This window comes from Lysobacter sp. F6437 (genome assembly GCF_052547215.1).
In genome coordinates, this window is sequence record NZ_JBQWRB010000001.1 from 981,730 (window position 1) to 1,005,227 (window position 23,498).

The 23,498-nt window shown below is 68.9% G+C and carries 21 protein-coding genes and 1 pseudogene; 12 read left to right on the forward strand and 10 right to left on the reverse strand.

The features are described 5' to 3' along the window. Window positions 1-33: 33 nt before the first annotated feature. Both ACT9F5_RS04570 and ACT9F5_RS04575 read left to right on the forward strand, forming a co-directional pair. Complete coding sequence (locus ACT9F5_RS04570) at window positions 34-1,197, forward strand: glycosyltransferase (protein WP_445118723.1); 1,164 nt, start codon at window positions 34-36, stop codon at window positions 1,195-1,197. Beyond that, a complete protein-coding gene (locus tag ACT9F5_RS04575) occupies window positions 1,157-1,708 on the forward strand; it encodes a phosphatase PAP2 family protein (RefSeq protein ID WP_445118724.1) in 552 nt (183 codons plus the stop codon). Before ACT9F5_RS04570 ends, ACT9F5_RS04575 begins: the two co-directional genes overlap by 41 nt. Before the next feature lie 19 nt (window positions 1,709-1,727). Here ACT9F5_RS04575 and ACT9F5_RS04580 read toward each other — a convergent pair whose 3' ends face one another. The 4 genes from ACT9F5_RS04580 to creB form a co-directional block, all read right to left on the reverse strand. Continuing rightward, on the reverse strand, window positions 1,728-2,378 hold the full coding sequence (locus ACT9F5_RS04580) for a GNAT family N-acetyltransferase (protein ID WP_445118725.1): 651 nt from the start codon (window positions 2,376-2,378) through the stop codon (window positions 1,728-1,730). A 125-nt stretch (window positions 2,379-2,503) separates the two neighbouring features. Beyond that, window positions 2,504-3,889 (reverse strand): cell envelope integrity protein CreD, encoded by a 1,386-nt coding sequence (creD, locus tag ACT9F5_RS04585; protein ID WP_445118726.1) that lies wholly within the window; start codon window positions 3,887-3,889, stop codon window positions 2,504-2,506. Between the two features lie 106 nt (window positions 3,890-3,995). Continuing rightward, window positions 3,996-5,423, reverse strand: a complete 1,428-nt coding sequence (gene creC / locus ACT9F5_RS04590) for a two-component system sensor histidine kinase CreC (RefSeq protein ID WP_445118727.1) — start codon at window positions 5,421-5,423, stop codon at window positions 3,996-3,998. A gap of 24 nt (window positions 5,424-5,447) precedes the next feature. Beyond that, window positions 5,448-6,125: a two-component system response regulator CreB gene (gene creB / locus ACT9F5_RS04595; protein ID WP_445118728.1), complete on the reverse strand. Its 678-nt coding sequence runs from the start codon at window positions 6,123-6,125 to the stop codon at window positions 5,448-5,450. Between the two features lie 84 nt (window positions 6,126-6,209). On the opposite strand from creB, the gene ACT9F5_RS04600 reads away from it, so the two are divergent. Continuing rightward, window positions 6,210-7,067, forward strand: coding sequence for a 23S rRNA (adenine(2030)-N(6))-methyltransferase RlmJ (locus ACT9F5_RS04600; RefSeq protein WP_445118729.1), 858 nt, complete (start codon window positions 6,210-6,212; stop codon window positions 7,065-7,067). 153 nt (window positions 7,068-7,220) lie between these two features. Here ACT9F5_RS04600 and mdoH read toward each other — a convergent pair. From mdoH to ACT9F5_RS04615, 3 genes and pseudogenes are all read right to left on the reverse strand, one after another. After that, window positions 7,221-9,125: pseudogene (gene mdoH / locus ACT9F5_RS04605) on the reverse strand (glucans biosynthesis glucosyltransferase MdoH); the annotation flags it as partial. Then, a complete protein-coding gene (locus tag ACT9F5_RS04610) occupies window positions 9,113-10,480 on the reverse strand; it encodes a glucan biosynthesis protein (protein ID WP_445118730.1) in 1,368 nt (455 codons plus the stop codon). The gene ACT9F5_RS04610 and the pseudogene mdoH, both read right to left, overlap by 13 nt. Window positions 10,481-10,737: 257 nt before the next feature. Next, a complete protein-coding gene (locus ACT9F5_RS04615) occupies window positions 10,738-11,664 on the reverse strand; it encodes a cation diffusion facilitator family transporter (RefSeq protein WP_445118731.1) in 927 nt (308 codons plus the stop codon). A 138-nt stretch (window positions 11,665-11,802) separates the two neighbouring features. Here ACT9F5_RS04615 and ACT9F5_RS04620 point away from each other — a divergent pair, with 138 nt between their 5' ends. The 6 genes from ACT9F5_RS04620 (at window position 11,803) to aqpZ (ending at window position 18,382) form a co-directional block, all read left to right on the forward strand. Then, window positions 11,803-12,345, forward strand: coding sequence for a GNAT family N-acetyltransferase (locus ACT9F5_RS04620; RefSeq protein WP_445118732.1), 543 nt, complete (start codon window positions 11,803-11,805; stop codon window positions 12,343-12,345). A 138-nt stretch (window positions 12,346-12,483) separates the two neighbouring features. Next, the gene (gene mfd, locus ACT9F5_RS04625; RefSeq protein WP_445118733.1) at window positions 12,484-15,957 is read left to right on the forward strand and encodes a transcription-repair coupling factor; all 3,474 of its coding nucleotides are present in this window, start codon (window positions 12,484-12,486) and stop codon (window positions 15,955-15,957) included. Window positions 15,958-16,037: 80 nt separating this feature from the next. Continuing rightward, entirely contained in the window at window positions 16,038-16,568 is a 531-nt protein-coding gene (locus ACT9F5_RS04630; protein ID WP_445118734.1) for a histidine phosphatase family protein, read from the forward strand. A gap of 84 nt (window positions 16,569-16,652) precedes the next feature. Then, the gene (locus ACT9F5_RS04635; RefSeq protein ID WP_445118735.1) at window positions 16,653-17,039 is read left to right on the forward strand and encodes a hypothetical protein; all 387 of its coding nucleotides are present in this window, start codon (window positions 16,653-16,655) and stop codon (window positions 17,037-17,039) included. A 121-nt stretch (window positions 17,040-17,160) separates the two neighbouring features. Then, entirely contained in the window at window positions 17,161-17,610 is a 450-nt protein-coding gene (locus tag ACT9F5_RS04640; RefSeq protein WP_445118736.1) for a hypothetical protein, read from the forward strand. 28 nt (window positions 17,611-17,638) lie between these two features. Continuing rightward, a complete protein-coding gene (gene aqpZ / locus ACT9F5_RS04645; RefSeq protein WP_445118737.1) occupies window positions 17,639-18,382 on the forward strand; it encodes an aquaporin Z in 744 nt (247 codons plus the stop codon). Here the strand turns inward: aqpZ and ACT9F5_RS04650 are convergent. Then, window positions 18,379-19,236, reverse strand: coding sequence for a pirin family protein (locus ACT9F5_RS04650; RefSeq protein WP_445118738.1), 858 nt, complete (start codon window positions 19,234-19,236; stop codon window positions 18,379-18,381). The two genes, aqpZ and ACT9F5_RS04650, sit on opposite strands and share 4 nt — an antisense overlap. On the opposite strand from ACT9F5_RS04650, the gene ACT9F5_RS04655 reads away from it, so the two are divergent. Both ACT9F5_RS04655 and ACT9F5_RS04660 read left to right on the forward strand, forming a co-directional pair. Beyond that, window positions 19,235-19,510, forward strand: coding sequence for a hypothetical protein (locus ACT9F5_RS04655; protein WP_445118739.1), 276 nt, complete (start codon window positions 19,235-19,237; stop codon window positions 19,508-19,510). The genes ACT9F5_RS04650 and ACT9F5_RS04655 overlap by 2 nt on opposite strands. After that, window positions 19,507-20,022 carry a hypothetical protein gene (locus tag ACT9F5_RS04660; protein ID WP_445118740.1) on the forward strand — a complete coding sequence of 172 codons (516 nt, stop codon included), beginning with the start codon at window positions 19,507-19,509 and terminating at the stop codon, window positions 20,020-20,022. The genes ACT9F5_RS04655 and ACT9F5_RS04660 overlap by 4 nt, the downstream gene beginning before the upstream one ends. Window positions 20,023-20,037: 15 nt before the next feature. On the opposite strand, the gene rlmKL is transcribed toward ACT9F5_RS04660, so the two are convergent. Continuing rightward, window positions 20,038-22,179 carry a bifunctional 23S rRNA (guanine(2069)-N(7))-methyltransferase RlmK/23S rRNA (guanine(2445)-N(2))-methyltransferase RlmL gene (rlmKL, locus tag ACT9F5_RS04665; protein WP_445118741.1) on the reverse strand — a complete coding sequence of 714 codons (2,142 nt, stop codon included), beginning with the start codon at window positions 22,177-22,179 and terminating at the stop codon, window positions 20,038-20,040. A gap of 1 nt (window position 22,180) precedes the next feature. Further along, the gene (locus tag ACT9F5_RS04670; protein WP_445118742.1) at window positions 22,181-22,705 is read right to left on the reverse strand and encodes a hypothetical protein; all 525 of its coding nucleotides are present in this window, start codon (window positions 22,703-22,705) and stop codon (window positions 22,181-22,183) included. Window positions 22,706-22,807: 102 nt separating this feature from the next. Here ACT9F5_RS04670 and ACT9F5_RS04675 point away from each other — a divergent pair, with 102 nt between their 5' ends. Next, complete coding sequence (locus ACT9F5_RS04675) at window positions 22,808-23,410, forward strand: N-acetylmuramoyl-L-alanine amidase (protein ID WP_445118743.1); 603 nt, start codon at window positions 22,808-22,810, stop codon at window positions 23,408-23,410. Window positions 23,411-23,498: the final 88 nt, after the last annotated feature.

The window sequence follows — 23,498 nt, forward strand, 5'->3', positions numbered from 1 at the left end:
GCGCGCATGCTTTCCCAAACCGGGGAGCCGCGCATGCATTACGCGATCGTGAGCGAAACCTATCCGCCCGAGGTCAACGGCGTCGCCCTGACCGTGCAGGCACTGGAGCAGGGGCTGCGCGCACGTGGACACGACGTCGACGTGGTCCGGCCGCGGCGACACGAAGCCGTCGCGCCAGTCCCCGGCGAACTGCTGGTGCACGGCGTCCGCCTGCCACGCTACCCCGGCCTGCAGTTCGGCGTCCCGGCCACCCGCAGGCTGCTGCGCCACTGGAAGGCGGACCCGCCGGACGCGATCTACATCGCCACCGAAGGCCCGTTGGGCTGGTCGGCGTTGCGGGCGGCACGGCGCCTGGGCATCCCGGCCGCGACCGGCTTCCACACCCGCTTCGACCAGTACATGCGCGATTACGGCGCCGCGTGGCTGGCACCGGTTGCGCTGGGCTGGATGCGGCGATTCCACAATCGTGCCGATGCCACGCTGGTGCCGACCCGGGAGCTCGCCGGCTTCCTGCAGTTGCAGGGCTTCAGGCAGGTACAGCGGCTACCGCGGGCGGTCGATACGGAGCGCTTCAACCCGCGTTGGCGCGACAACGCGCTGCGCGGTGAATGGAGCGTTGGGCCGCACGACCTGGTGGTGCTCCACGTAGGCCGGCTTGCCGCGGAGAAGAACCTCGACCTCGCCGTGCGCGCGTTCCGTCGCGTGCAGCAGGTGCGGCCGGACGCGCGTTTCGTATGGGTCGGCGACGGACCCGCACGGGCCAGGCTGGAGGCCGACAACCCGGACTTCATCTTCACCGGCGTACGGCGCGGCGAATCACTGGCCCGGCACTATGCGGGCGGCGACCTGTTCCTGTTCCCGAGCCGCAGCGAGACCTTCGGCAACGTGACCCTGGAAGCGATGGCCAGCGGCGTTCCGCCGGTCGCCTTCGACTACGGCGCCACTCGCGAACATCTGCGCGATGGCGAGCACGGCGCGGCGATCGCCGATGGCGATGACGATGGATTCATCGCCGCCGCGGTGCGACTCGCCGCCGACGACGACACACGCACGGCGATGTCGCGGGCGGGCGTCGACGCGGTCAGCCAGCTCCGGCCACAACAGGTCGCGGCCGACTTCGATGCACTGTTGCAACAACTCGTCCACGGTGGACGCCATGAACCAATCGCCTTGGCACAAACGCCTCGCGGCCGGTGAGGCGAACTGGTGCCTGCGGGCCAACCGGGCCTGCAGCGGACCGCGCCCGCGCCAGTACTTCGCCGCGGTCAGCCGGTTGGGTGACGGGGTGTTCTGGTACGGATTGATGGCGATGATGGTCGTCGCCGACGGTTTCCAGGGCCTGGTTGCATCCGCCCACCTGGCGGCCACCGGTGTCATCGCATTGACTCTGTACAAGCTGCTCAAGCGCTGGACGCGGCGGCCGCGGCCGTTCGCCTCGGACCGGCGCATCCAGGCCTGGGTCGCGCCGATCGACGAGTTCAGTTTTCCTTCGGGCCATACCCTGCACGCGGTGGCCTTCAGCCTGGTGGCGATCGCGCACTACCCGTCGCTGGCATGGCTGCTGGTGCCTTTCACCGCCAGCGTCGCCGCCTCGCGGGTCGCGCTGGGGCTGCATTACCCCAGCGACGTGCTGGCTGCCAGCATGATCGGCTCGGCATTGGCCGGGGTGTCGCTGTGGCTGGCACCCGGGATGTTGCCGGGCGGTTGAGCGCTCATCGCCGGGGCTGTCAGCGCATGCGTTCAAGTGGCCGGAACCACGGGGTCAGGGTGTGCGCGACGCGTCCCTCGCCGGCCTCGTTCCAGTCCATCGCGACCTTCAGGTCCGTGCGTGGCCGGTAGCCGCGACGCTGCCAGAACGCCTCGTTGCCACGCCCGAACGGTGGACGCCGTGGGTGGTCGGCGGCGCGGTCGACCGCGCAGAATGCGATCTGGTCGAAGTCGCCCAGCATCCGCGCATGCGACTCGCGCTCGTCGAAAAAACGATGGCCAAGCCCGCGTCCCCGGTAAGCCGGCAGCAACGCCGAGCCACCGCAATGGAACACCTGCTGGATATCCACGCCCGCGGCGGCGAAGGGCTGCCGGATCGGCTCGGCCGCATCCGCCAGCGGCAGGCCGGTCGATGCCCCCACCAACGTGCCCGCGTCGAACACCAGCACCGCCAGGCTGCGCCAGGAGCCAGTGCAGGCCTGCAGGTGGCGGTCTTCCCCACCGGCACCGTCCTCAAGCAGGCACGGCCACTCGCGGAACACCGCCAACCGCAGGCGGGCGATATCGGCGGCGTGCGCGCCAATCGCCTCACCGACCACCGTACGCACGGTCAGCAACTGGTTTGCGGGATGGCCGGCGTTCGCCGGGTCGAACGCCGTCAGTGGAGTCATGGAGGTGTGCAAGGTCAACGTCCCCGTCAGGCGGCGGATGATCTGGGCGGTGCGCCGTGGCACGAGGCCGTGCCGCATGGTCCGGTAAACGACAATCCCCCGGACCAGCGGCCACGCCATCCGGGTCAGTCCCCTGGCATCCCGCCCGGCAGGCCGGGTCCACGACGGCCCGGCGACGGCGCGCGCCCACCCAACTGGTACCAGTCGACCTTGCGGGTCACCGTCATCAGCGTCGCCAGCACCACGAACAGCAGCCCGGCGCCGAGCACCAGCGCGTTGTCCTCCGACACCAGCAGGCCGTACAGCGCCGCATACAGCGTCGACAACATCGCCGCGAAGCCGAGCGCGCGCACGACACTGCGCAGCACCGCGCTGAGGTAGAAGGTGATCAGCCCGATGCAGGCGACACCGGCGGCAAGGTACGCCCAGCCGAACTCGACGTGTTCGCTGAGGCTGAGCAGCAGCAGGAAGAACATCGCCAGCGCCAGCCCGACCAGGCCGTACTGGATCGGGTGGATCGGCAAGGCCTTGGTCAACTCGAAGATGAAGAACCCGATGAAGGTCAGCAGCACGAACAGCAGGCCGTACTTGGTCGCGCGGTCGGTCTTGGAGTACACGTCGACCGGATCGACCAGCGACACGCTGACGGTGTCGACGCCGGCCAGCGTGTTCGCCGCGCGCGCGCCGTCATCGGACCGGGGAGCCGCGAGGTAACCCTGCTGCGCGTTGGTGGCGACGCCGGGGATGTCCCAGCCGGCGCGGAAGCCGTCGGCATCGATCATCCGGGTCTGCGGTGAGCGGCCCTCGAAGCGCGGGTGGGGCCAGGTCGACGACAACGAGAAATTGTTCTGCTCGCCCAGCGGCACGAGTGCGAGGCTCTCTGTGCCCGCCAGCACCAGTTGGAGTTCGGTCTGCACGGTGCTCACCTGCCCGGACCGCACCGCGTCGAGTACCGCGTGCAGGCCCTCGCGACCATGGTGACCGGGCGCACCGCCCTTTTCGACCGCACGCGTCCGCCGGTCCACCCGCAACACCGGCACGGTCACGCCACGCACGTCGGAGATCGCGTAGCTCAGGTAGGGCTGCCCGAGCCGGCGCTGCCTTCCGGTACCGGCGTCGGCGGGAATAGCGACCTCGAACCCGGCCTTGACCGTGCCGTGCCACTGGTACACCCGGACCTCATGCAGATCGAGTCGACGGATATCGGGCTTGAGCAGGCCCTCGACCGCAAGGGTCTTCGGGAAGAACGTCCACCGCCGCTGCACCGTCTTGTTCACTGTGCGGACGATACCGGACCGGTCGGCCTCCTCGACCTCGATCTCCTCCTGGTATGGCACCACCAGCACCGGTCCGGCGAACGTCTGCGCACCCGCATAGCTGCGGGCGATGTCGGCCACTGCCTGGCGCCGATACTCCTGTCGCTCGTGCACCACCCCGCGGACCATTGTCAGCGGCACCAGGATCGCCAGGGTCAGCCCCAGCACCATCGCTATCCTCATCCAAAGTCGCATCTCGCACTCCTGTCATGGCAACGGCCGGCAGGATCGGCTGCGACAGTGCGTGCACGATGGCGCGACGATGAAGCGTGGGTGAAGTGCGCGGGCGGGCGGACCGGCTTCAGCGCAGCGGGACGATCAACTGCGCGACCGCACCGCAACCTTCGCGATTGGCGAGTTCGGCACGGCCGCCATGCAGGGCCGCCACCTCGGCGACGAAGCACAGGCCCAGGCCGCTGCTGCGGCTGCCGCCATCGGGGCGCGACAACGAATAGAAACGCTCGAACACCCGTGGCAATGCGTAGTCGGGGATACCGGGGCCTTGGTCGGTGACCTCGAACACCGCATCGCCCTCCTCGCGTCGCAGTCGCAGCACGACCACGCTTCCGGCCGGTGCGAACTCGACCGCATTGCCTACCAGGTTCGCCAGCGCCTGCCGCAACAGGAACGCATCGCCTTCGATACGGCCAAGGTCCTCAAGCTGGAGTTCCAGTTCGACGTCCGAACGTGCGATTGCGGGTGCACACAGTTCCGCGACCTCGGCTGCAAGTTCCGCGGGGTCGACCGGAAGGGGTTGTTCGATCCGTTGCCGATGCTCCACTGCAGCGAGTGCCAGCAGCTTGTCGATCATCTGTGCCAGCCGCTCGCTCTGGGCATGGATGCTGTCGGCAAAGCGCACGCGATCGGCGTCCGGCAGCGGTGCTTCCAGCAATTCCGCGCTGCCGCGGATGGCCGCCAATGGCCCCTTCATCTCATGGGTCAGGCTGTGCACGTACTGCTCGACGTACTGCTTGCCTTCCAGTCGCACGCGCATGGTTTCCAGCGCCTCGCCAAGCTCACCGAACTCGCCGGCCGATGCAGGCAAGGTGGCCCGTTCGCCTGCGGTCACCGCATGCGCGTAGCGGCGCAGTCCGCCGAGCTGGCGCGACAACCACCACGCCGCCACCAGCCCGACCAGCAGCGCCACGCCCATCAGCACCGCGCCCCAACGCAGCACGACGGCCTGGCTGCGCTCGATGAAGGGCTGCAGCGCGCGGTTCGGCTTGGCCACCGTCAGCACCCCGATGATCGCTCCGCTGGCGTCGTGGATCGGGGCGGCGACATGCATAACGGTGGAATCTGGATCGTCGGGATCGGCACGGGTGGAGCGCGCGCCATATTCGCCACGCAGGGTGAGATACACATCGTTCCAGCGCGAGTAGTCGGCGCCCAACTCCGCCTCGCTGCTGTCGAACACCACGGTGCCGCGCGCGTCGGTCACGTACACCCGGTAGCTGGCCGCGCGCTTGTCGAACCCCCAGATCTCGGCGCCGAAGTCGCGACCGGCCACCTCGCGCACGCGCCGGGCGAACGGGCCGGTCGCGATCCGGCCGGCGACCAGGTCGTCGGTCGCGAGTTCGGCCAGCACGTTGGCGGTGTCGACCAGGGTGTCCTCCATCGCCTGCCGCACGCCGGGCTTGACCTGTTCGACGAACACCTGCGCCAGCAGCAACGCCGCCAGCGCGACGATCAGGAAGTAGCCGAGGAAGATCCGCAGGCCGATGTTCACTTGGCCCCCTCCCCTGCGCGCGCCTCAGCGTGCATCGAGCGAATACCCCAGGCCGCGATGCGTGCGCAGCGGATCGGCAGTGGCGTCGACCTCGCGCAGTTTGGCGCGCAGGGTCTTGATGTGGGTGTCGACCGTGCGGTCGCCGCTGTCGAGCGCATCGCCCCAGACCCGGTCCATCAGCTGCGCCCGCGACAGCACCGCGCCGGGCCGTTGCAGCAACGCGGCAAGCAGGCCGTACTCGTAGCGGGTCAGGTCCAGTGGCTGGCCGCGGAAACGGATGCGCTTGCCGTCCGCGTCGTGTACGAAACCGGCAGTGGTGGCCGGCCGCTCGGCCGCGGCGGCGCTGGCCCGGCGCAGCACCACCCGCACCCGCGCGACCAGCTCGCGTGGCGAGAATGGTTTGGTCACGTAGTCGTCGGCACCGATTTCCAGCCCGAGGATGCGATCGGCCTCGGCGCCCTGCGCGGTCAGGAAGATCACCGGCAGCTCGCGCCCGCGGCGCAGCTCCCGGCACAGGGCAAAGCCGCCGATGTCCGGCAAGCCGACGTCGAGCACCGCCAGTGCGAAGTCTTCCGTCGCCACCCGCCGCAGCGCTTCCCCACCGGTCAGGCAATGCACCGGCTCGAAGCCCTCCGCTCGCAGGGCGTACTGCACAGTGTCGGCGATCGCCGGCTCATCTTCGACCAGGAGGATTCGGGGCATGGCAGGAACCGGATTCGGCCGCGATGGCGGGGCGTCGACAGGATAAGCCAGCCACCGGCGCCATCGGCGGGATACCCTGTCGCGATGAACTACCGCCATGCCTTCCACGCCGGCAACCACGCCGATGTCCTCAAGCACGTCGTGCTGCTGGCCGTCTGCGACGCGCTGCTGGCCAAGCCGACGCCCGTGTTCGCGCTCGATACCCATGCAGGGCGCGGGCTGTACGCGCTCGACAGCAACTCGGCGCAACGCACCGGCGAGGCCGAGGGCGGCATCGGCCGGCTGCTGGCGGAGGCGCCCAAGCACCCGGCGATCGCGCGATATCTCGGCGCGACCCGGGCCTGCCGTGCCGAACACGGCCACGCAAGCTACCCCGGCTCGCCGTGGCTGCTGGCGCACGCCCTGCGCGAGGACGACCGCATCGCAGTCTGCGAGCTGTTGCCGGAGGAGGCCGCCCAGCTCAAAAGCAACTTTGCGCGCGACTCGCGCGTCGCGGTGCACGCACGCGACGGCTATGCGGCGATGAAGGCGCTGCTGCCGCCGAAACTCGGCACGGTCAAATTCAACCGCGGACTGGTGCTGATCGATCCGCCGTACGAGGCGCAGCTGGAAGAGTTCGACCACATCATCGGCGCCGTGCGCGAGGCGCTGACGCGTTGGCCGCAGGCGACCTACGCGATCTGGTATCCGATCAAGCGGCGGCGCTCGCTGCAACCGTTCCTGCGCCGCGCGGCCACGGTGCCGGCCAAATCGTCGCTGCTGGCGGAACTGATGATCCACCCCGACGATTCGCCACTGCGCATGAACGGCAGCGGCATGTTGCTGTTCAATCCGCCCTGGCAACTCGACCGGACGCTGGCCTCGGTGCTGCCGCTGCTGCAGGGTGCGCTGGGCGAGGCCGGAGCCTCGTCCCGGGTGGAATGGCTCAAGCCTGCCGCCTGAGTAACCGCTTGGCCGGCGTCGCCCGGTTCAGCGCCGCGATTCCAGCCGTGCGGCAAATGCACCGCCTTTCTGCCGCAACCATTCCGACGACACCATTGCTGCCGTGCGTGTCCATTGCGGGACCTCCGGCAGCGGCAGTTGCCCGAACCGACGCGGCCGTATCCACGGGTTGCCGCGCAACGTCTGGGCGCGCGCAAGCACCGGCGGCGGCGCGGTTTCCTCCGGCGTGCGGAACACGCCGACCTCGCGCAACCAGCGCCCCGGCGCAGGCGCCGAGGTCACTGCCACCAGCGGGATCGACAGGATCATGCCGGCCAGCACCGGGCTCATCCACAGCATGAGCGGCGGCGAGACCAGCCAGGCCGCCACCGCCAGCACCACGCCACACGCGGTGACGCCGCCATAGCGCTGGACCAGGCCCGACCACGGCAGGGTGCCATCGTCGCGGCGCTGGCTTTCCCAGCCCGAATCACGACCGGCCAGCACCTCCAGCACGCCACGCGACTGCACGTACATCGTCACCGGCGCCATCAGCGTGGTCAGCAGGGTTTCCAGCAGCAGGCCTGCGAGCATGCGCCAAGCACCACCGCAGCCGCGCCGCGCCCACGGATCGACGAAGTTCAACACGAAGCCCAACAGTTTCGGGCCGAGCAGCAACGTCATCGTCAAACCGAACACCCACAGGAACCGTCCCGCCGCTTCGCGCGCCAGCCATGCCTGGCCGCTCCCGGACGCATCCACCGCCTCGACCGGGACCCCGCCGCTGGACATCGTCATCAGCACGCCGATCACGATCAGCATCGCCCAGATCGGCGCGGTGATGTAGTGGCCGATGCCGGTCATCAGGTGCCAGCGGCTGAGCCAGTGAAGGCCCTTGGCCGGCAGCACGCCGGCATGCTGCAGGTTGCCCTGGCACCAGCGGCGATCGCGCACCAGCATGTCGGTCAGCGACGGCGGGCCCTCCTCGTAGCTGCCACCGAGGCCGGGCACCAGGTGCACGGCCCAGCCGCCGCGGCGCAGCAGCGCCGCCTCGACGAAATCATGGCTCAGGATCGCACCGCCGAACGGCTTGCGTCCCGGCAGCGGCGGCAGGCCGGCCTGCTCCGCGAACGCACGCGTGCGGATGATCGCGTTGTGGCCCCAGTAGTTGCCGTCGGTGCCGTGCCACCACGCATTGCCCACCGCCAGCACCTGCCCGTACACGCGGCCTGCGAACTGCTGCATCCGCGCGAACGCGGTGCTGCCGTTGACCACCACCGGCAAGGTCTGGATCAGTCCCACGCCCGGGTTGCGTTCCATCGCCATCGCAAGCCGGACGATCGACTTGCCCGTCATCAGGCTGTCGGCATCGAGGATCAGCATCTGCGGATAGGCGGCACCGAAGCGGCGCACCCACTCGGCGATGTTGCCGGCCTTGCGTTCCACGTTGTCGGGGCGCAGCCGGTAGAACAGCCGGGCGTCCTCGCCGACCTCCCGGCGCAGCGCGTTGAACGCCACCAGTTCACGCTCGCGGATCTCCGGTTTCGTGGTGTCGCTGAGAATGAAGAAATCGAAATCGGCCAGGCGGCGGGTACGCATCAGCGACTCATGGATCGCCTGCATGCCGGCCATCAGCCGCTCCGGATCCTCGTTGTAGGTCGGCATCAGCAACGCCGTGCGGGTCTGCAGCGGCGGCAACGGACCACCGTCCACCAGCCCGAGCCGCTCGCGGCGACGGTAGCCGTGCACGATCCGGCCGAACCCCGCCAGCGCGCTCATGAAGCTCTGCGCCACGAACACGAACAGCACCGCGAACAGCGCCAGGCCGAGGTACTCGAGCGGCGCAAGACCGTTGCCGGCCAACGCCCAGCCCAACTGCCCGGTCGCGGTCCCGGTGAGCGCGGCGGTGCCGCCGAATACCCACAGGCGCCGCCAGGCGATGGTGTCGGGCGTACCCGGCAGGCGTCGCGCTGCGTCGGCGCTTTCCCGCAGCGATTGCAACGGCATCGCCAACGGGGCTTCCGGAGGCAGCATGGGCGCATCCACGCGCGGGGTGGGTGTCGTGTTCATCGGATCCATCGATACAACCAGGTTTCGGAAAGGGGGGTGCCATGGGCGTTGACGATGCGCAGGCGCAGCTCGGCGAGCGCGGCATCATCCGGGTCGAGCAGGAATGCCGCGCGCCAGCCGCCGCCGGCGCGCGCATCGACCACGGGGTTTTCGATCTGGCCGGCATCGCTGGCCACTTCGATTCGCGCGTCGATGGTGTTGGAAGGGCCACCGTCGAAATCGATGACGAAATGGCGGCGGCCATCGGCACCGGCGCCGGCCCGGGTCTGGGCGACGCGCGCAAGGCCGGGCTGCCACGGATGGGACCGGCCCCAGTGCAAGCGGTAGGCGAAGCGGTGTTCGGTGCCGGCCTTCAACGGTTTGCGCGGGCGCCAGAACGCGACGATGTTGTCCTGGTATTCGTCGGCGGTCGGCAGCTCGAACAGGTGCACCCGCCCGTCGCCCCAGCCACGGCCCGGCTCGACCCACAGGCTCGGCCGGTCGTGGTAGCGCGCCTCGCTGTCGCCGAAATCCTCGAACCGGCGCTTGCGCTGCATCAACCCGAACCCGCGGGCGCCGTCGAAGGTGCTCTCCTGCAGGGTCGGTGGATTCTGCAGCGGGCGCCAGGACAGTGAACCGTCCTTGCCATGCAGGGCCAGCCCGTCGGAGTCGTGGACCGCGTCGCGGAAGTCGTCGATCCCGGCGCGATCGGCCGAGTCGAAGTAGTACATGCTGGTCAGCGGCGCGATCCCGACCGCATCCAGCTCGACCCGCGGGTACAGACGCATGTCGACATCGAAAACGGTTTCCACGCCCGGGGTGATCACGAAACGGAATGCCCCGCTGGCCGAGGGCCCGTCGAGCAGCGCGTGGACCACCAGTTGGCCGGCGTCGGGTGCCGGACGCTCGATCCAGAACCGGGTGAAGCGCGGAAACTCCTCGCCGCGGGTGTCGCCGGTCCGCAGCGCCAGCCCCCGGGCCGACAGCCCGTACACCTGCCCGCGTGCAACCGCGCGGAAATAGCTGGCGCCAAGGAACGCGCAGACCTCGTCGAGGTACTCCCGGGTATTCAGCGCGGCATGCGCACGGAACCCTGCGAAACCAAGCGACGGGTCCACCGCGACGCCGGGCGGGTCTTTCCCGAAGTCGAACTGGTCGGGCTGGTAGCGGACCTCGACCACCTTCCCGTCGACCACTTCATCAATGCGGACCCGCTCGCGGTGGAGGTAGCCGCGATGGAAGAACTGCAGTTCGAAGCCCCGGTCCTGCCCGCGCCACAACGCCTCGTCCGGGCGAAAGCGGATGTCACGCCAGCGGTCGTAATCGGCCCCTGACAGCCAGGCCGGAAGATCGTCGGGTGCCCTCGCGAATGGCGCAGATGCCAACCCGCGTGCCAACCGACCGACCATATCCGCGCTGAACGCTCCGGCATCACCCGTTGGTTGCGCACCAGCCGCCCACGGCATGGCTGCCCCGGCCCATACGACGGGGGAGCAGATGGCCGCCTTGAGGAGCTGGCGTCGGTGCACGGCAATCCTGTGGGGTCAACGGGAAAGCCGGCCATTCTGAACAGGCGCCCGTTAACGTCACGCGAACCGCCGGTTTGCCCGTCGGCACTGCCGAAGCGCCGCCGGGACCGAAGTCAGGGAGGCCCGCCCGTTCCCGCCTCCGGCTCGAAGAAACTCCAGCGCACTTCCGGGAACGCCTGCTTCATCGCGACCTCCACGGCATTGATCTCGTTGATCATCACCCGCGCGTTGTCACGCTCGCGCATGCATGCCTGCACCGACACCATCACGTCGTTGCCGAGCTGCAGGGTCAGCACGCTGATGGTCTCGGCGACTTCCGGACGCCCGTCGAGAAACTGGTGGATCTGCTGCTGGCGATCGGGATCGACGCTCTGGCCGATCAACAATGCCTTGACCTCGATCGCGACGAACACCGCCACGATGATCAGCAGCGCGCCGATCGCGATCGTGCCCAGCGCATCCCACAGTGGATTGCCGGTAATCATGGTCAGGGCGACCGCGACCAGCGCGAACACCAGGCCGAGCAACGCCGCCAGGTCCTCGCCGAAGATCACCACCAGTTCCGCCTGGCGGCTCTCGCGGAACCAGCGCCACAGGCTACGGTGGCCGCGGGACTTGTTGACCTCCTGCAGGCACGCTCGCATCGAGATGCCCTCGACCACGATGCCGAATACCAGCACGCCGACCGCCCACCACAGCTTGCTGATGTCGACCGCCTCGTGCACCTGCAATTTGTGGATGCCCTCGTACAGCGAAAACATGCCGCCGACGGTGAACAGCATCAGCGCGACCAGGAACGACCAGAAATAGATCGCCTTGCCGTAACCGAGCGGATACTCCGGCGTGGCCGGGCGCTTCGACTGTTTCATCCCGAGCAGCAGCAAGCCTTGGTTCCCGCAATCAGCCAGCGAGTGCACGGTCTCGGCCAGCATCGCGCTGGACCCGGTAAAGAATGCGGCCACGCCCTTGGCGACCGCGATCGCGAAGTTCGCGCCAAGCGCGAAGAAGATCGCACGGGTCGAATCACCACCACCGGCCATGCTGGAATTCCCGAGTCTGTAAGCGGCGCGAGTCTAGCACCGGTCCGCGAATGTCCCATCGTCGTGCAGCCCAAAACCGGCGACGGCGTGAGCGCGGAATGAAGGCGCTGTTTACATTTGGTATGCCACTATCCGGCCATGACCGCGCGCGAACGTCTCCCTCCCTGGCACGAGCGCCAGACGCTGCCCAACGGGCGCGAAGTATTGATCCGTCCCATCCGGCCCGAAGATGCCGAGCCCTTGCGCGCCGGCTTCGGCCTGCTGCAGCCCGACGAGGTGCGGCAGCGGTTCCTGCACTCGCTGCAGGAGTTGAGCCCGGAGATGGCCGAGCGCTTCACCCGGGTCAGTCCCAAGAGCGAATTCGCGTTGGTGGCGGCCGAGCCGCTGCCGCCCGGCGAGGCACTGGTGGGCGCCGTGGCGCGGATCGTGGTCGATCCGGACGGGCGTGCCGGCGAGTTCGCCATCCTGGTCAGCCGCTACATCAAGGGCATGGGCCTGGGCCGCTATCTGATGACCCGGCTGGTCAAGTGGGCGCGCAGCAAGAAGCTGGAGCGGATCTACGGCGACGTGTTCGAGCACAACCTGCCGATGCTGGCACTGGCGAAGTCGCTGGGTTTCGAACGCGAGTCGCAGAACGACAGCCTGATCCGGGTGGTCCTGCACCTCGACAAGCCGTTATGACGCTCTTCGGGGCGTAGGAGCGGCTTCAGCCGCGATTTGAAACCGTTCGCTCGGGCCGGCTCCCGATCGCGGCTGAAGCCGCTCCTACCAAGGCGGCGCGCAGCGGAACACGGCCGCATCGGCTAAAATTGCCGGCTGATGACACCCCCCACTTTCCCTACCCCGCCGCTGCCCCAAGCGGGCCAGCAGCGCGCCTGGTGGCGTGCGCCGGCCTCGCCTTCGGCGCTAGCCTTCCACGTCGCCCGCGCGGCCGCTGCCCACGACGGCCCGCTGCTGGTGATCGCGCGCGACAACCACGCCGCGCACCAGCTCGAAGCCGACCTGCGGACCCTGCTCTGCGAGGCCGCCGCGTCCACGGGCGCCACGCCGGTGCTGCCCTTCCCGGACTGGGAAACCCTGCCCTACGACCACTTCAGCCCGCACCCGGAAATCGTCAGCCAGCGGTTGTCGACGCTGCATCGGCTGCCGACGCTCAAGCGCGGCATCGTGGTGGTGCCGGTGCAGACTTTGCTGCAACGCCTGGCGCCGTTGCGCCACGTGGTCGGTGGCAGCTTCGACGTACAGGTCGGCCAGCGCTTGGATCTCGATGCCGAGAAGCGCCGTCTGGAATCTGCCGGCTATCGCCACGTGCCGCAGGTGCTCGATCCGGGCGACTTCGCGGTGCGCGGCGGGCTGCTCGACGTCTACCCGATGGGCGCCGACCAGCCGTTCCGGGTCGAGCTGCTCGACGACGAGATCGATACCATCCGCGGCTTCGATCCGGAGACCCAGCGCTCGTTCGACAAGATCGACGCGGTGCACCTGCTGCCGGGCCGCGAGCTGCCGCTCGACGAGGCGTCGCTGAAGCGCGCACTCGACGCGCTGCGCGAACGTTTCGACCTCGACACCCGTCGCAGCGCGCTGTACCAGGACCTCAAGACCGGCACCGCGCCGTCGGGCATCGAGTACTACCTGCCGCTGTTCTTCGAGCAGACCGCGACCCTGTTCGACTACCTCGGCGACAACGCCCTGCCGCTGCTCGGCGAGGGCGCGCTGGAGGCGGCCGAGCAGTTCTGGACCCACACGGGCGACCGCTACGAGCAGCGCCGCCACGACCTCGAACGCCCGCTGCTGCCGCCCGACGCGCTGTACCTGTCGCCGGCCGCGCTGCGCGAGCGGCTCAACCAGGGCGAGCGCGTCGAGGTCTGCGGCGAAGCCCATCCGCAGCGCGAACGCGCCCACGTGCTGGCCAGCCAGCCGGCACCGGACCTGCCGATCACCGCGCGCGACCACGTCCCGGCCGAGGCGTTGAAGTCCTTCCTCGACAACTATCCGGGCCGGGTGCTGGTGGCGGCCGATTCGCCGGGGCGGCGCGAGGCGCTGCTGGAAATCCTGCAGGGCGCGTCGCTGCAACCGCAGGTGTTGCCGGACTGGCCGGCGTTCGCCGCGGCAGACACGCGCTTCGCGATCGCGGTCGCGCCGCTCGACAACGGCTTCGTGCTCGACCAGCCGCAACTCACCACGCTGACCGAACGCCAGCTGTTCCCCGAGCGTGCCAGCCAGCCGCGCCGGCGCAAGCGCGTCGGCCGCGAACCCGAGGCGATCATCCGCGACCTCGGCGAGTTGTCCGAAGGCGCACCTATCGTCCACGAGGACCACGGCGTCGGCCGCTACCGCGGGCTGATCACGCTGGAGGCCGGCGGCGAGAAAAACGAATACGTCGAGATCGAGTACGCCAAGGGCGACCGCCTGTACGTGCCGGTCGCGCAGTTGCACCTGATCAACCGCTACTCCGGCGCCTCGGTCGAGACTGCGCCGCTGCATTCGCTCGGCGGCGAGCAGTGGACCAAGGCCAAGCGCAAGGCGCAGGAAAAGGTCCGCGACGTCGCCGCCGAACTGCTGGAGATCCAGGCCAAGCGGCAGGCCCGCGCGGGCCTCGCGATCGAGCTGGACCGGGCGATGTACGAGCCGTTCGCGGCCGGCTTCCCGTTCGAGGAAACCCCCGACCAGCTCGCCGCGATCGAGGCGGTGGTGCGCGACCTGCAATCGAGCCAGCCGATGGACCGGGTGGTCTGCGGCGACGTCGGCTTCGGCAAGACCGAGGTCGCGGTGCGCGCCGCGTTCGCCGCGGCCGCGGCCGGCAAGCAGGTCGCGGTGCTGGTGCCGACCACGCTGCTGGCCGAGCAGCACTACCGCAACTTCCGCGATCGCTTCGCCGACTGGCCACTCAAGGTCGAGGTGCTGTCGCGCTTCAAGACGGCGAAGGAGATCAAGGCCGAGCTGGAGAAGGCCGCGCGCGGCGAGATCGACGTCATCGTCGGCACCCACCGGCTGCTGCAGAAAGACGTGAAGTTCAAGGACCTCGGGCTGGTCATCGTCGACGAAGAGCAGCGCTTCGGCGTGCGCCAGAAGGAGGCGCTCAAGGCCCTGCGCGCCAACGTCCATTTGCTGACGCTCACCGCGACCCCGATCCCGCGCACCCTCAACATGGCGATGGCGGGCCTGCGCGACCTGTCGATCATTGCCACTCCGCCGGCGCACCGGATGGCGGTGCAGACCTTCGTCGTGCCGTGGGACGACAGCCAGTTGCGCGAGGCGTTCCAGCGCGAGATCTCGCGCGGCGGCCAGGTCTACTTCCTGCACAACGACGTCGAGAGCATCGGCCGGATGCAGCGCGAGCTGCAGGAGCTGGTGCCGGAGGCGCGCATCGGCATCGCCCATGGCCAGATGCCCGAGCGCGAGCTGGAACGGGTGATGCTCGACTTCCACAAGCAGCGTTTCAACGTGCTGCTGTGCACGACCATCATCGAGTCGGGCATCGACATCCCCAACGCCAACACCATCATCATGAACCGCGCCGACAAGTTCGGCCTCGCCCAGCTGCACCAGTTGCGCGGTCGCGTCGGCCGCAGCCACCACCGCGCCTATGCCTACCTGGTGGTGCCCGACCACCGCTCGATCACCGCCGATGCGAAGAAGCGGCTGGACGCGATCGCATCGATGGACGAACTCGGTGCCGGCTTCACCCTGGCCACCCACGACCTCGAGATCCGCGGCGCCGGCGAATTGCTCGGCGAAGACCAGAGCGGCCAGATGGCTGAGGTCGGCTTCAGCCTCTACACCGAGTTGCTGGAACGCGCGGTGCGCTCGATCAAGCGCGGCGAGCTGCCCGACGTCGACGGCCAGAGCATCCGCGGCGCCGAGGTCGAGCTGCACGTACCGGCGTTGATCCCCGAAGACTACCTGCCCGACGTCCACACCCGCCTGACCCTGTACAAGCGCATCTCCGGCGCCCGCGACAACGACGACCTGCGCGAATTGCAGGTCGAGATGATCGACCGCTTCGGCCTGCTGCCGGACCCGGCCAAGCACCTGTTCGCGGTCGCCGAACTGAAGCTGCAGGCCACCGCGCTGGGCATCAGCAAGCTCGACATCGGCGAAAAGGGTGGCCGCGTGCAATTTGTCGAGAAACCCAACGTCGACCCGATGGCAATCATCAAGCTGATCCAGGGCCAGCCCAACCTCTACCGGATGGACGGGCCGAACAAACTGCGGCTGACGCTGGAACTGGCCGATGCCAGCGCACGGCTGGCGGCGGCGCGCGGCCTGATGATCGCGCTGGCGCCGGACTGACCGCGCGCATTGTTGCGGCGCGTCTGGCATGCCACTCGTACCCGGCGCACTATCACGCGGGTTGCCTACGGAGTTTCAGGATGCTTTCCAGCCGTTTCACCGCGCGCATCGCGATTGCACTGTCGCTGGCTTCACTGGCCGGCTGCGCCAGTTGGCCCGGCGCCGATAATTCACGCGATTTCGTCATTGTGCGCCATGCTGAAAAGGTGCCCGACGGCTCCAACGACCCGGAGCTGACAGCCGCCGGGCGCGCACGCGCACAGGCCATCGCGAACGCGCTGGCAGGCGCCGACATGGTTGCGGTGTATTCCACCGACACCCGCCGCACCCGCCAGACCGCCACGCCCACCGCACAGGCACACGGTTTGCCGATCATCACCTACCCCGACAAGGAACCCGCCCAGACACTGGCCGCGCGATTGCTGAGTGCCCATCCCTCGGGCACGGTACTGGTGGTCGGCCACAGCAACACCGCGCCCGACATCGCCGCCGCGTTGTGTGGCTGCAAGGTCGAGCCGATGGACGAGTCCGAGTACGACCGCCGCATGACCGTCCATATCGACGGTGATGGCGACATCACCCTGCTCACCGCACCGATATCGATGCCCTGAGCGGCGCACCCACCGCAGGCACCGGATGTTCACGCCCATCGCGATACGTTCCGGCCGCAGCGTCCCCCACCTGATGGAGCCGTCATGACCCGATCCCTGACCCTCGCCTGCCTGGTGTCATGTGCCGCCGGCGCACTGCCCGGCTGCGCCAGCGGCGACGTACGCACCGCTACGCTCGGCCAGCCCGTCACCCTGCAGGTCAGCGAACAGGTCGCCCTGCCCGGCGATGCCGCGCTGCGCTACGTCGGGGTCACCGCCGACTCACGCTGCCCGCCCGGCGTGCAATGCATCCGTGCCGGCGACGCCGACGTCGCGTTCGAGTTCACCCCGGCCGGGGGCAGCGCGGTCCCGGTCACCGTCAACATTCCGGAGTCGCCAACCGCATCGGTCGGCAAGTGGCAACTGACGCTGCTGTCGCTGGAGTTCGGCGACACACCGCAGGCAACGGTGCAGGTCGACCCGACCGACTGACGGGTCCGGCACACCGCGCCCTGTTCATGCGCACCTGAAATCCCCACGTTTGTCAACGCCCTGATTCTCGATTATGGTCCATCCGTGGCCGCACGGGATCGGCCACGAACAGGGGGATTACATGAAAAAGACGGCTTTCTGCCTGCCCATTCTGCTGTTGGCCGCGTCCGCGGCACAGGCGCAGGACGTACCGGGCTGTCCGCAACTGCCCACGGGCACCGACCTGATCTGGGAACACCGCAATACCAACGGTTCCGATTTCTGCCGCGCGCTGCGCGTGGACGGCACCGAAGCCTTCGGCGTCTACATCGCCAATGATTCGCCGTTCGAACCCAAGCGGGGCAACCGCGAGGAAGAGGGCCGGGTCGACGGCCGCGAAGTGCAGTGGTACCGCGCCGAGCTGGTCACCAAGCCCGACATCGAAGCGCGCGAGACGCTGCTCGAACTCGACGATGGCCGGGTTGCGCACATCTGGTTGCAGGCCCGGTCCGGCGACCAGTTGCGCAAGGCGCTCAACCTGACCGGGCAACTGCATTTCGGGCGTGACCGACAGGTCGCCGCCGGCCAGTAAAACCCCGCCACACCACGGAGAGAAGCGGATGACGCGTCGACTTGCAGCCGAGTTGCTCGGCACCTTCTGGCTGGTCCTTGGTGGTTGTGGCAGTGCGGTGCTGGCGGCCCACGTGGTCGGTGCCGATGGCTACCAGTTCGGCATCGGGTACCTCGGGGTCGCCCTGGCGTTCGGCCTCACCGTGCTCACCGGCATCTATGCGTTCGGCCACGTATCGGGGGGCCATTTCAACCCTGCCGTGACCCTGGGGCTATGGGCGGGCGACCGATTCCCGGTCCGGGACGTGGTGCCCTACATCGTGGCTCAGGTGGTCGGCGCGATCGCTGCCGGCGGGATTCTGCTGCAGATCGCCAGCGGCGCCAGCGGGTTCACGATCGACCCGGCGGCGGCCGGGGCTTTCGCCAGCAACGGTTATGGCGCGCTGTCCCCGGGCGGATACTCGGTCGCGGCGGCATTCCTGTGCGAAGTGGTGCTGACCGCGTTCTTCCTGATCGTGATCATGGGGGCGACCCACGGCCGCGCGCCGGTCGGTTTCGCCGGCATCGCGATTGGCCTGGCGCTGACCCTGATCCACCTGATCAGCATCCCGGTCACCAATACCTCGGTGAATCCGGCCCGTTCGACCGGCGTGGCGCTGTTCGCCGGCTCCGGCGCGATCGGCCAGCTGTGGCTGTTCTGGCTCGCGCCGCTGCTGGGCGGCCTGCTCGGCGGCATCGTCTACCGCTGGCTCGGCCACGACCGACCGGATGTCGTCGGCGATCCGGCGGACTAGAAGCGCCCTTCCTGGTAGTCGACGAACGCCTGCATCACTTCCTGCCGGGTGTTCATCACGAACGGGCCATGGCGTACCACCGGCTCGCGCAGCGGCCTGCCGGCGACCAGCAGCAGGCGGGCACCATCTCCACCGGCACGCACGCGTACCAGTGATCCGCCGCCAAGCACCGCCAGTTGCTGCGCCACCAATGGGCGCGCGTCTTCACCAGCGCCCAGCGCGAGGTCGCCCTCGAACACGTAGGTGAACACGTTGTGGCCCTCCGGAAGTGCGTACTGCCAGTCGGCATCCGGCGCGAGCGTGATGTCCAGGTAGACCGGTTCGGTGGCCGGTTGCGCGATCGGCCCCTGCGCGTTGTCGACCTGCCCCGCGACGACCTTCACCGACACCCCGTCGGCAGGCTCTACCTGCGGGATACGGTCCGGCGCGAACTCCTGGTACTTCGGCGCCACCATCTTGTCGCTCGCCGGCAGGTTGACCCAAAGCTGGAAGCCGCGCATGCGGCCCGACTCCTGCTCCGGCATTTCCGAGTGCACCAGTCCGCGGCCGGCCGTCATCCACTGCACACTGCCGGGCACCAGCACACCCTCGTTGCCGTGGTTGTCCTTGTGCCGCATGCGTCCGTCGAGCATGTAGGTGACGGTCTCGAAACCACGGTGCGGATGATCCGGGAACCCCGCGAGGTAGTCCTCTGGACGGTCGGTGCCGAACTCGTCGAGCAGCAGGAACGGATCGAGGTCCGGCAACTGCGCGCCGCCGATGACCCGGGTCAGGCGCACGCCGGCGCCGTCGGATGCCGGCTGGCCGCGGACGATGCGGTCGATGCGGGCGTACTGGCTGGAATCGGTGGACATGGCGTTCTCCGCATTGCGATTGGATTCCCGCGACATGATGCCGCCGGGACGGATCGCCAGCACAGCGAATGCAAACCTCTGTTCCACGCTCGGCTTCAATGTCGATGCCGATGCACCGTCGGAATTTTTTGAACAAACGTTCATTTGGGTTAGGTTAATACTCTGCACCACCTTCAGCGTGATGCTGGTCACGGAACCGGTGCGGCCGCACGGCTCCGTAGTGCAAACCAGGCCCGGCTACTCCGGCCGGGCCCGCAATGGAGATGCATCATGAAAATGATCCCGATGTTTGCCTTGCTGTTGGCGCCGACCCTCGCCGTTGCCGGCGAGCCGCCGACCCCGGCCTCCCCCGCGCTGCAGCCCACTTCGGCGTGCCTGGTGCCGGACGAAGTGAAGAACTGGGGCGTGGTGGACCAGCGCCGCCTGGTGGTCGAAACCCTTGGACAGCGTTACTACGACATCAAGCTGACCTCCGACTGCAGCGACTTGCAGACGCGTCCGCAGATCTCGTTCCGCAACGGCTCTTCCCTCGGGTTCAGCGGTACCAGCCCGACATTGGCCGGCACGATGGGCGCCGACGATGGCCGCATCTGTGGGGACATCAACGACGCCGTGGTCCCACATGGCAGCGAGCCTGCGACCGGCAAGGCCTGCGACATCGCCCGGATCCGTCGCATCGATGCGAAGACGTTCGAGGGCGTGTTTGGCAAGTCAGCGGAAGAAGGCAATGCCTTGCTCGACGCCGCGAACGTGCCGGTCCAACCCGCGATGGCCTCCGCGGACTAGCCGCGAACCTGCCGCTCAGCCACGCCGCAACCGCCAGCAACGGTGGATGCGCGCGTGGCGGGCGAAGTCGGGCGGGATCGTTTCGGCACTGATCTCCTCGCAGCGGGCGAACTGCGCCACCGAGTCCTGATCGAGGCGGAAGCGGCGGAAGTTGTTGGAGAAGTACAGCACGCCATCACGCGACAGCCTCGCCACGGCGGCGCGCAGCAGCGCCACGTGGCCGCCCTGCATGTCGAAATCGTCGGCGCGCTTGGAATTGGAGAACGTCGGTGGGTCGCAGAAGATCAGGTCGTACTCGCCGCGGTCGGCGGCCAGCCAGGACACCGCGTCGGCCTGCACCAGCTTGTGACGGGCACCGGCGATGCCGTTCTCGGCGAGGTTGTCGGCGCACCACTGCAGGTAGGTCGCCGACAGGTCGACGGTGGTGGTCGACCGCGCGCGGCCGACTGCAGCCTGCACGGTGGCGGCGCCGGTGTAGCCGAACAAATTGAGGAAGCGGGTGTCCTCGGCCTCGGCGGCGATGCGCAGGCGCATCGGCCGGTGGTCGAGGAACAGGCCGGTGTCGAGGTAGTCGAACAGGTTGACCCGCAACCGCGCGTCGCCCTCGCGCACGGTGAGGAACTCGCCGCGCTTGTCGAAGCGGCCGTACTTGGAGCCGCCCTTGCCACGTGCGCGGGTCTTCAGCGCGACCTGTTCGTGGGTGACCTCGAACACCTCGCGCGCCGCGGCCAGCAGCTCGTTGAGCCGCCGACGCTGGGTCGCTTCCGGGATCTCGTCCGGCGCGGCGTATTCCTGCACGTGCAGGAACCGGCGCGGGGTCGCCTCGTCGGTTTCGTAGACGTCGATCGCCGCCGAATACTCGGGCAGGTCGGCGTCGTAGGCGCGGAAGCAGGTGATGTCTTCCGCGCGCCGCCAGGCCTTGAGCTTGCGCAGGTTCTTGCGCAGGCGGTTGGCGACCATCTGCGCGCCTTCGCTCAGCGCCTGCGGTTGCTCGCTGCGCTCACGCTGCGGCGGCGCGACCGGGTCGGCGACGATCAGGGTGCACTCGATCGCGCCGTTGAACAGCTGGTACTTCTTCTGCGCGCGCAGGCCAGTGGCGTGGGCCAGTTCGGCGTCGCCGCACAGCAGGCTGGCGCGCCATTGCGGCACCGCGCGCTTGAGCGTGTCGCCGAGGCCGCGATACAGCGCCGGGTCGGCTGCGAGGCGGATGTCGTAGGGAGGATTGCTGACGACCAAACCGCGTTCGGGCAGGCCGTCGGGCTGCAGGGCCTCGACGCCGGCGGCCTTGAGGTCGATCACCCCGGCCAGCCCGGCCATGACCTCGTTATCGCGGGTCGAACCGATCGCATGCGGATCGAGGTCGCGGCCGAAGAACACCGGTCGCAGCGCGGCGCGGCCGGCGCTCTCGCGGGCACCCGCTTCATCCAGCAACGAGCGCCAACCGGCCTCGTCGAAGCCCTTCCATCGCGTCGGCATGAAGCCGCCGTGGCGCAGCAGGCCGGGTGCGACATCCGCCGCCATCAACGCGCCCTCGATCAGCAACGTGCCGCTGCCGCACATCGGGTCGAGCAGGCCGCCGCCATCGGCGTAGACCTGCGGCCAGCGCCCACGCAGCAGCACCGCGGCGGCGAGGTTCTCCTTCAGCGGCGCCTCGCCCTGCTGCTGGCGCCAGCCGCGGCGATGCATCGGGCCGCCACCAAGGTCGATCGAGACGATCGCGCGATCCTTGCGCACGACCAGGTTGATGCGCAGGTCCGGGGTGTCGACATCGACGTCCGGCCGCGTGCCGGTGGCATCGCGCATGACATCGACCATGGCGTCCTTGACCCGCTGCGCGGCAAAGCGGGCGTGGGTCAGCGCGGTGCCGGATACGTGGGCGTCGACCGCGATGGTGTCACCGTCGGCCAGGTGCTCCGGCCACGGCAGCGCGGCGACGCCGGCGTATAGCGCCTGCTCGTCGGCGCAATCGAAATCGGCGATCGGCCACAGCACCCGGCTGGCCAGGCGCGACCACAGCACCGCACGCTGGGCGTCGAGCAGGCTGCCCTCGACATTGACCCCGGCCATGGTCGCGGTGGCGCGGGTGCAGCCGAGCGCGAGCAGTTCGTCGGCCAGCAGGTATTCCAGGCCCTTGCCGCAGCTTGCGAAGAATTTCATCTCAGAGCTCCGCCAGCAGTTGTTCGAACGCGCCGGCACTGGTCGCCACGTGGTCCGACAACCGGTGTCCGTCGCCCACCAGCAGCAACCGGGCGCGACGGGTCCGGGCCCAGTCGATGACCTCGGCGGTCGGGCACAGCTCGTCATCCCAACCGTGGATGATGCTGGTCGGCACGGCGGCAGCGTCGAACGGGTGCGCCTCGCCCATGCGGATTGGCAGCGCCATCAGGAACAGGCCGGCCACCGGCACCTTCAGCGAGACCAGGCCGGAAACGTAAGCCCCAAGACTCGAACCGGCCAGCACCAGCGGCCCGCGCGCGGCGGCATCCGTCGCCAGTGCCGCCAGCCGCCGCAGCCGGGCCGGGACGTCGCCCAGCTCGCTGACCTCGCGCTTGCCGTCCAAGTCGGTGTAATCGGGACGCTCGCAGCTCCAGCCCAAGCGTTCGGCGATCTCGGCCAGGGCGGTAACCTTGGTCGCGTCGGGGCCGCTTTCAAAGCCGTGGGAGAGGATGCAGTGTCCGCGCATGGAAGAGTCCGGTCGAAGCAACGCGCGCCGTGCCGACGCACCGCGGCGGCGCATCACGCGCGTCGCGCAGTGGGGAATGCGCGCGATGCTAGCATCCGCGCCATGCCGACCGAGTCGCCGCCTCCGCCCGCCTCGCCCGAGATTCGGGTCGAACCGCTGCCCTACGAGGCCCGGCTGCAGTCGCGTCCGCTGGCGCAGGTCGACCTGGTGGTGGTCCATTGCACCGAGCTGCCCGACCTGGCCACCGCGCGCGACTACGGCGAGCGCGTGCTGTACGAACCCCGCGCCGACGGCAGCGGCGGCACCGGCAACAGCGGCCACTTCTACATCGACCGCGATGGCGGCGTGTACCGCTGGGTTGCGCCCGATCGCGTCGCCCACCACGTCCGCGGCTACAACGAGCGCTCGGTCGGGATCGAGCTGGTCAATCGCGGCCGTTACCCGGACTGGCTGGATTCGCGGCGGCAGACGCTGGAAGAGCCGTATACCGATGCGCAGGTCGCCGCCCTGGTCGCGCTGCTGCAACGGTTGCAGGCGGAACTGCCGGCGCTGCGGTTCATCGCCGGCCACGAGGATCTGGACACGGTCGAAGTTGCTGCCAGTGACGATGCGTCGCTGCAGGTCCGGCGCAAGCGCGACCCCGGGCCGCGGTTTCCGTGGCCGCAGGTCCTGGCGGCGATCAAGCTGGCACGCATTCCGTTGTAGGAGCGGCTTCAGCCGCGATCGGGAGCCGGCGCGGGCGACCAGGCATCCATCGCGGCTGAAGCCGCTCCTACAGGCTATCGCCGGGGCG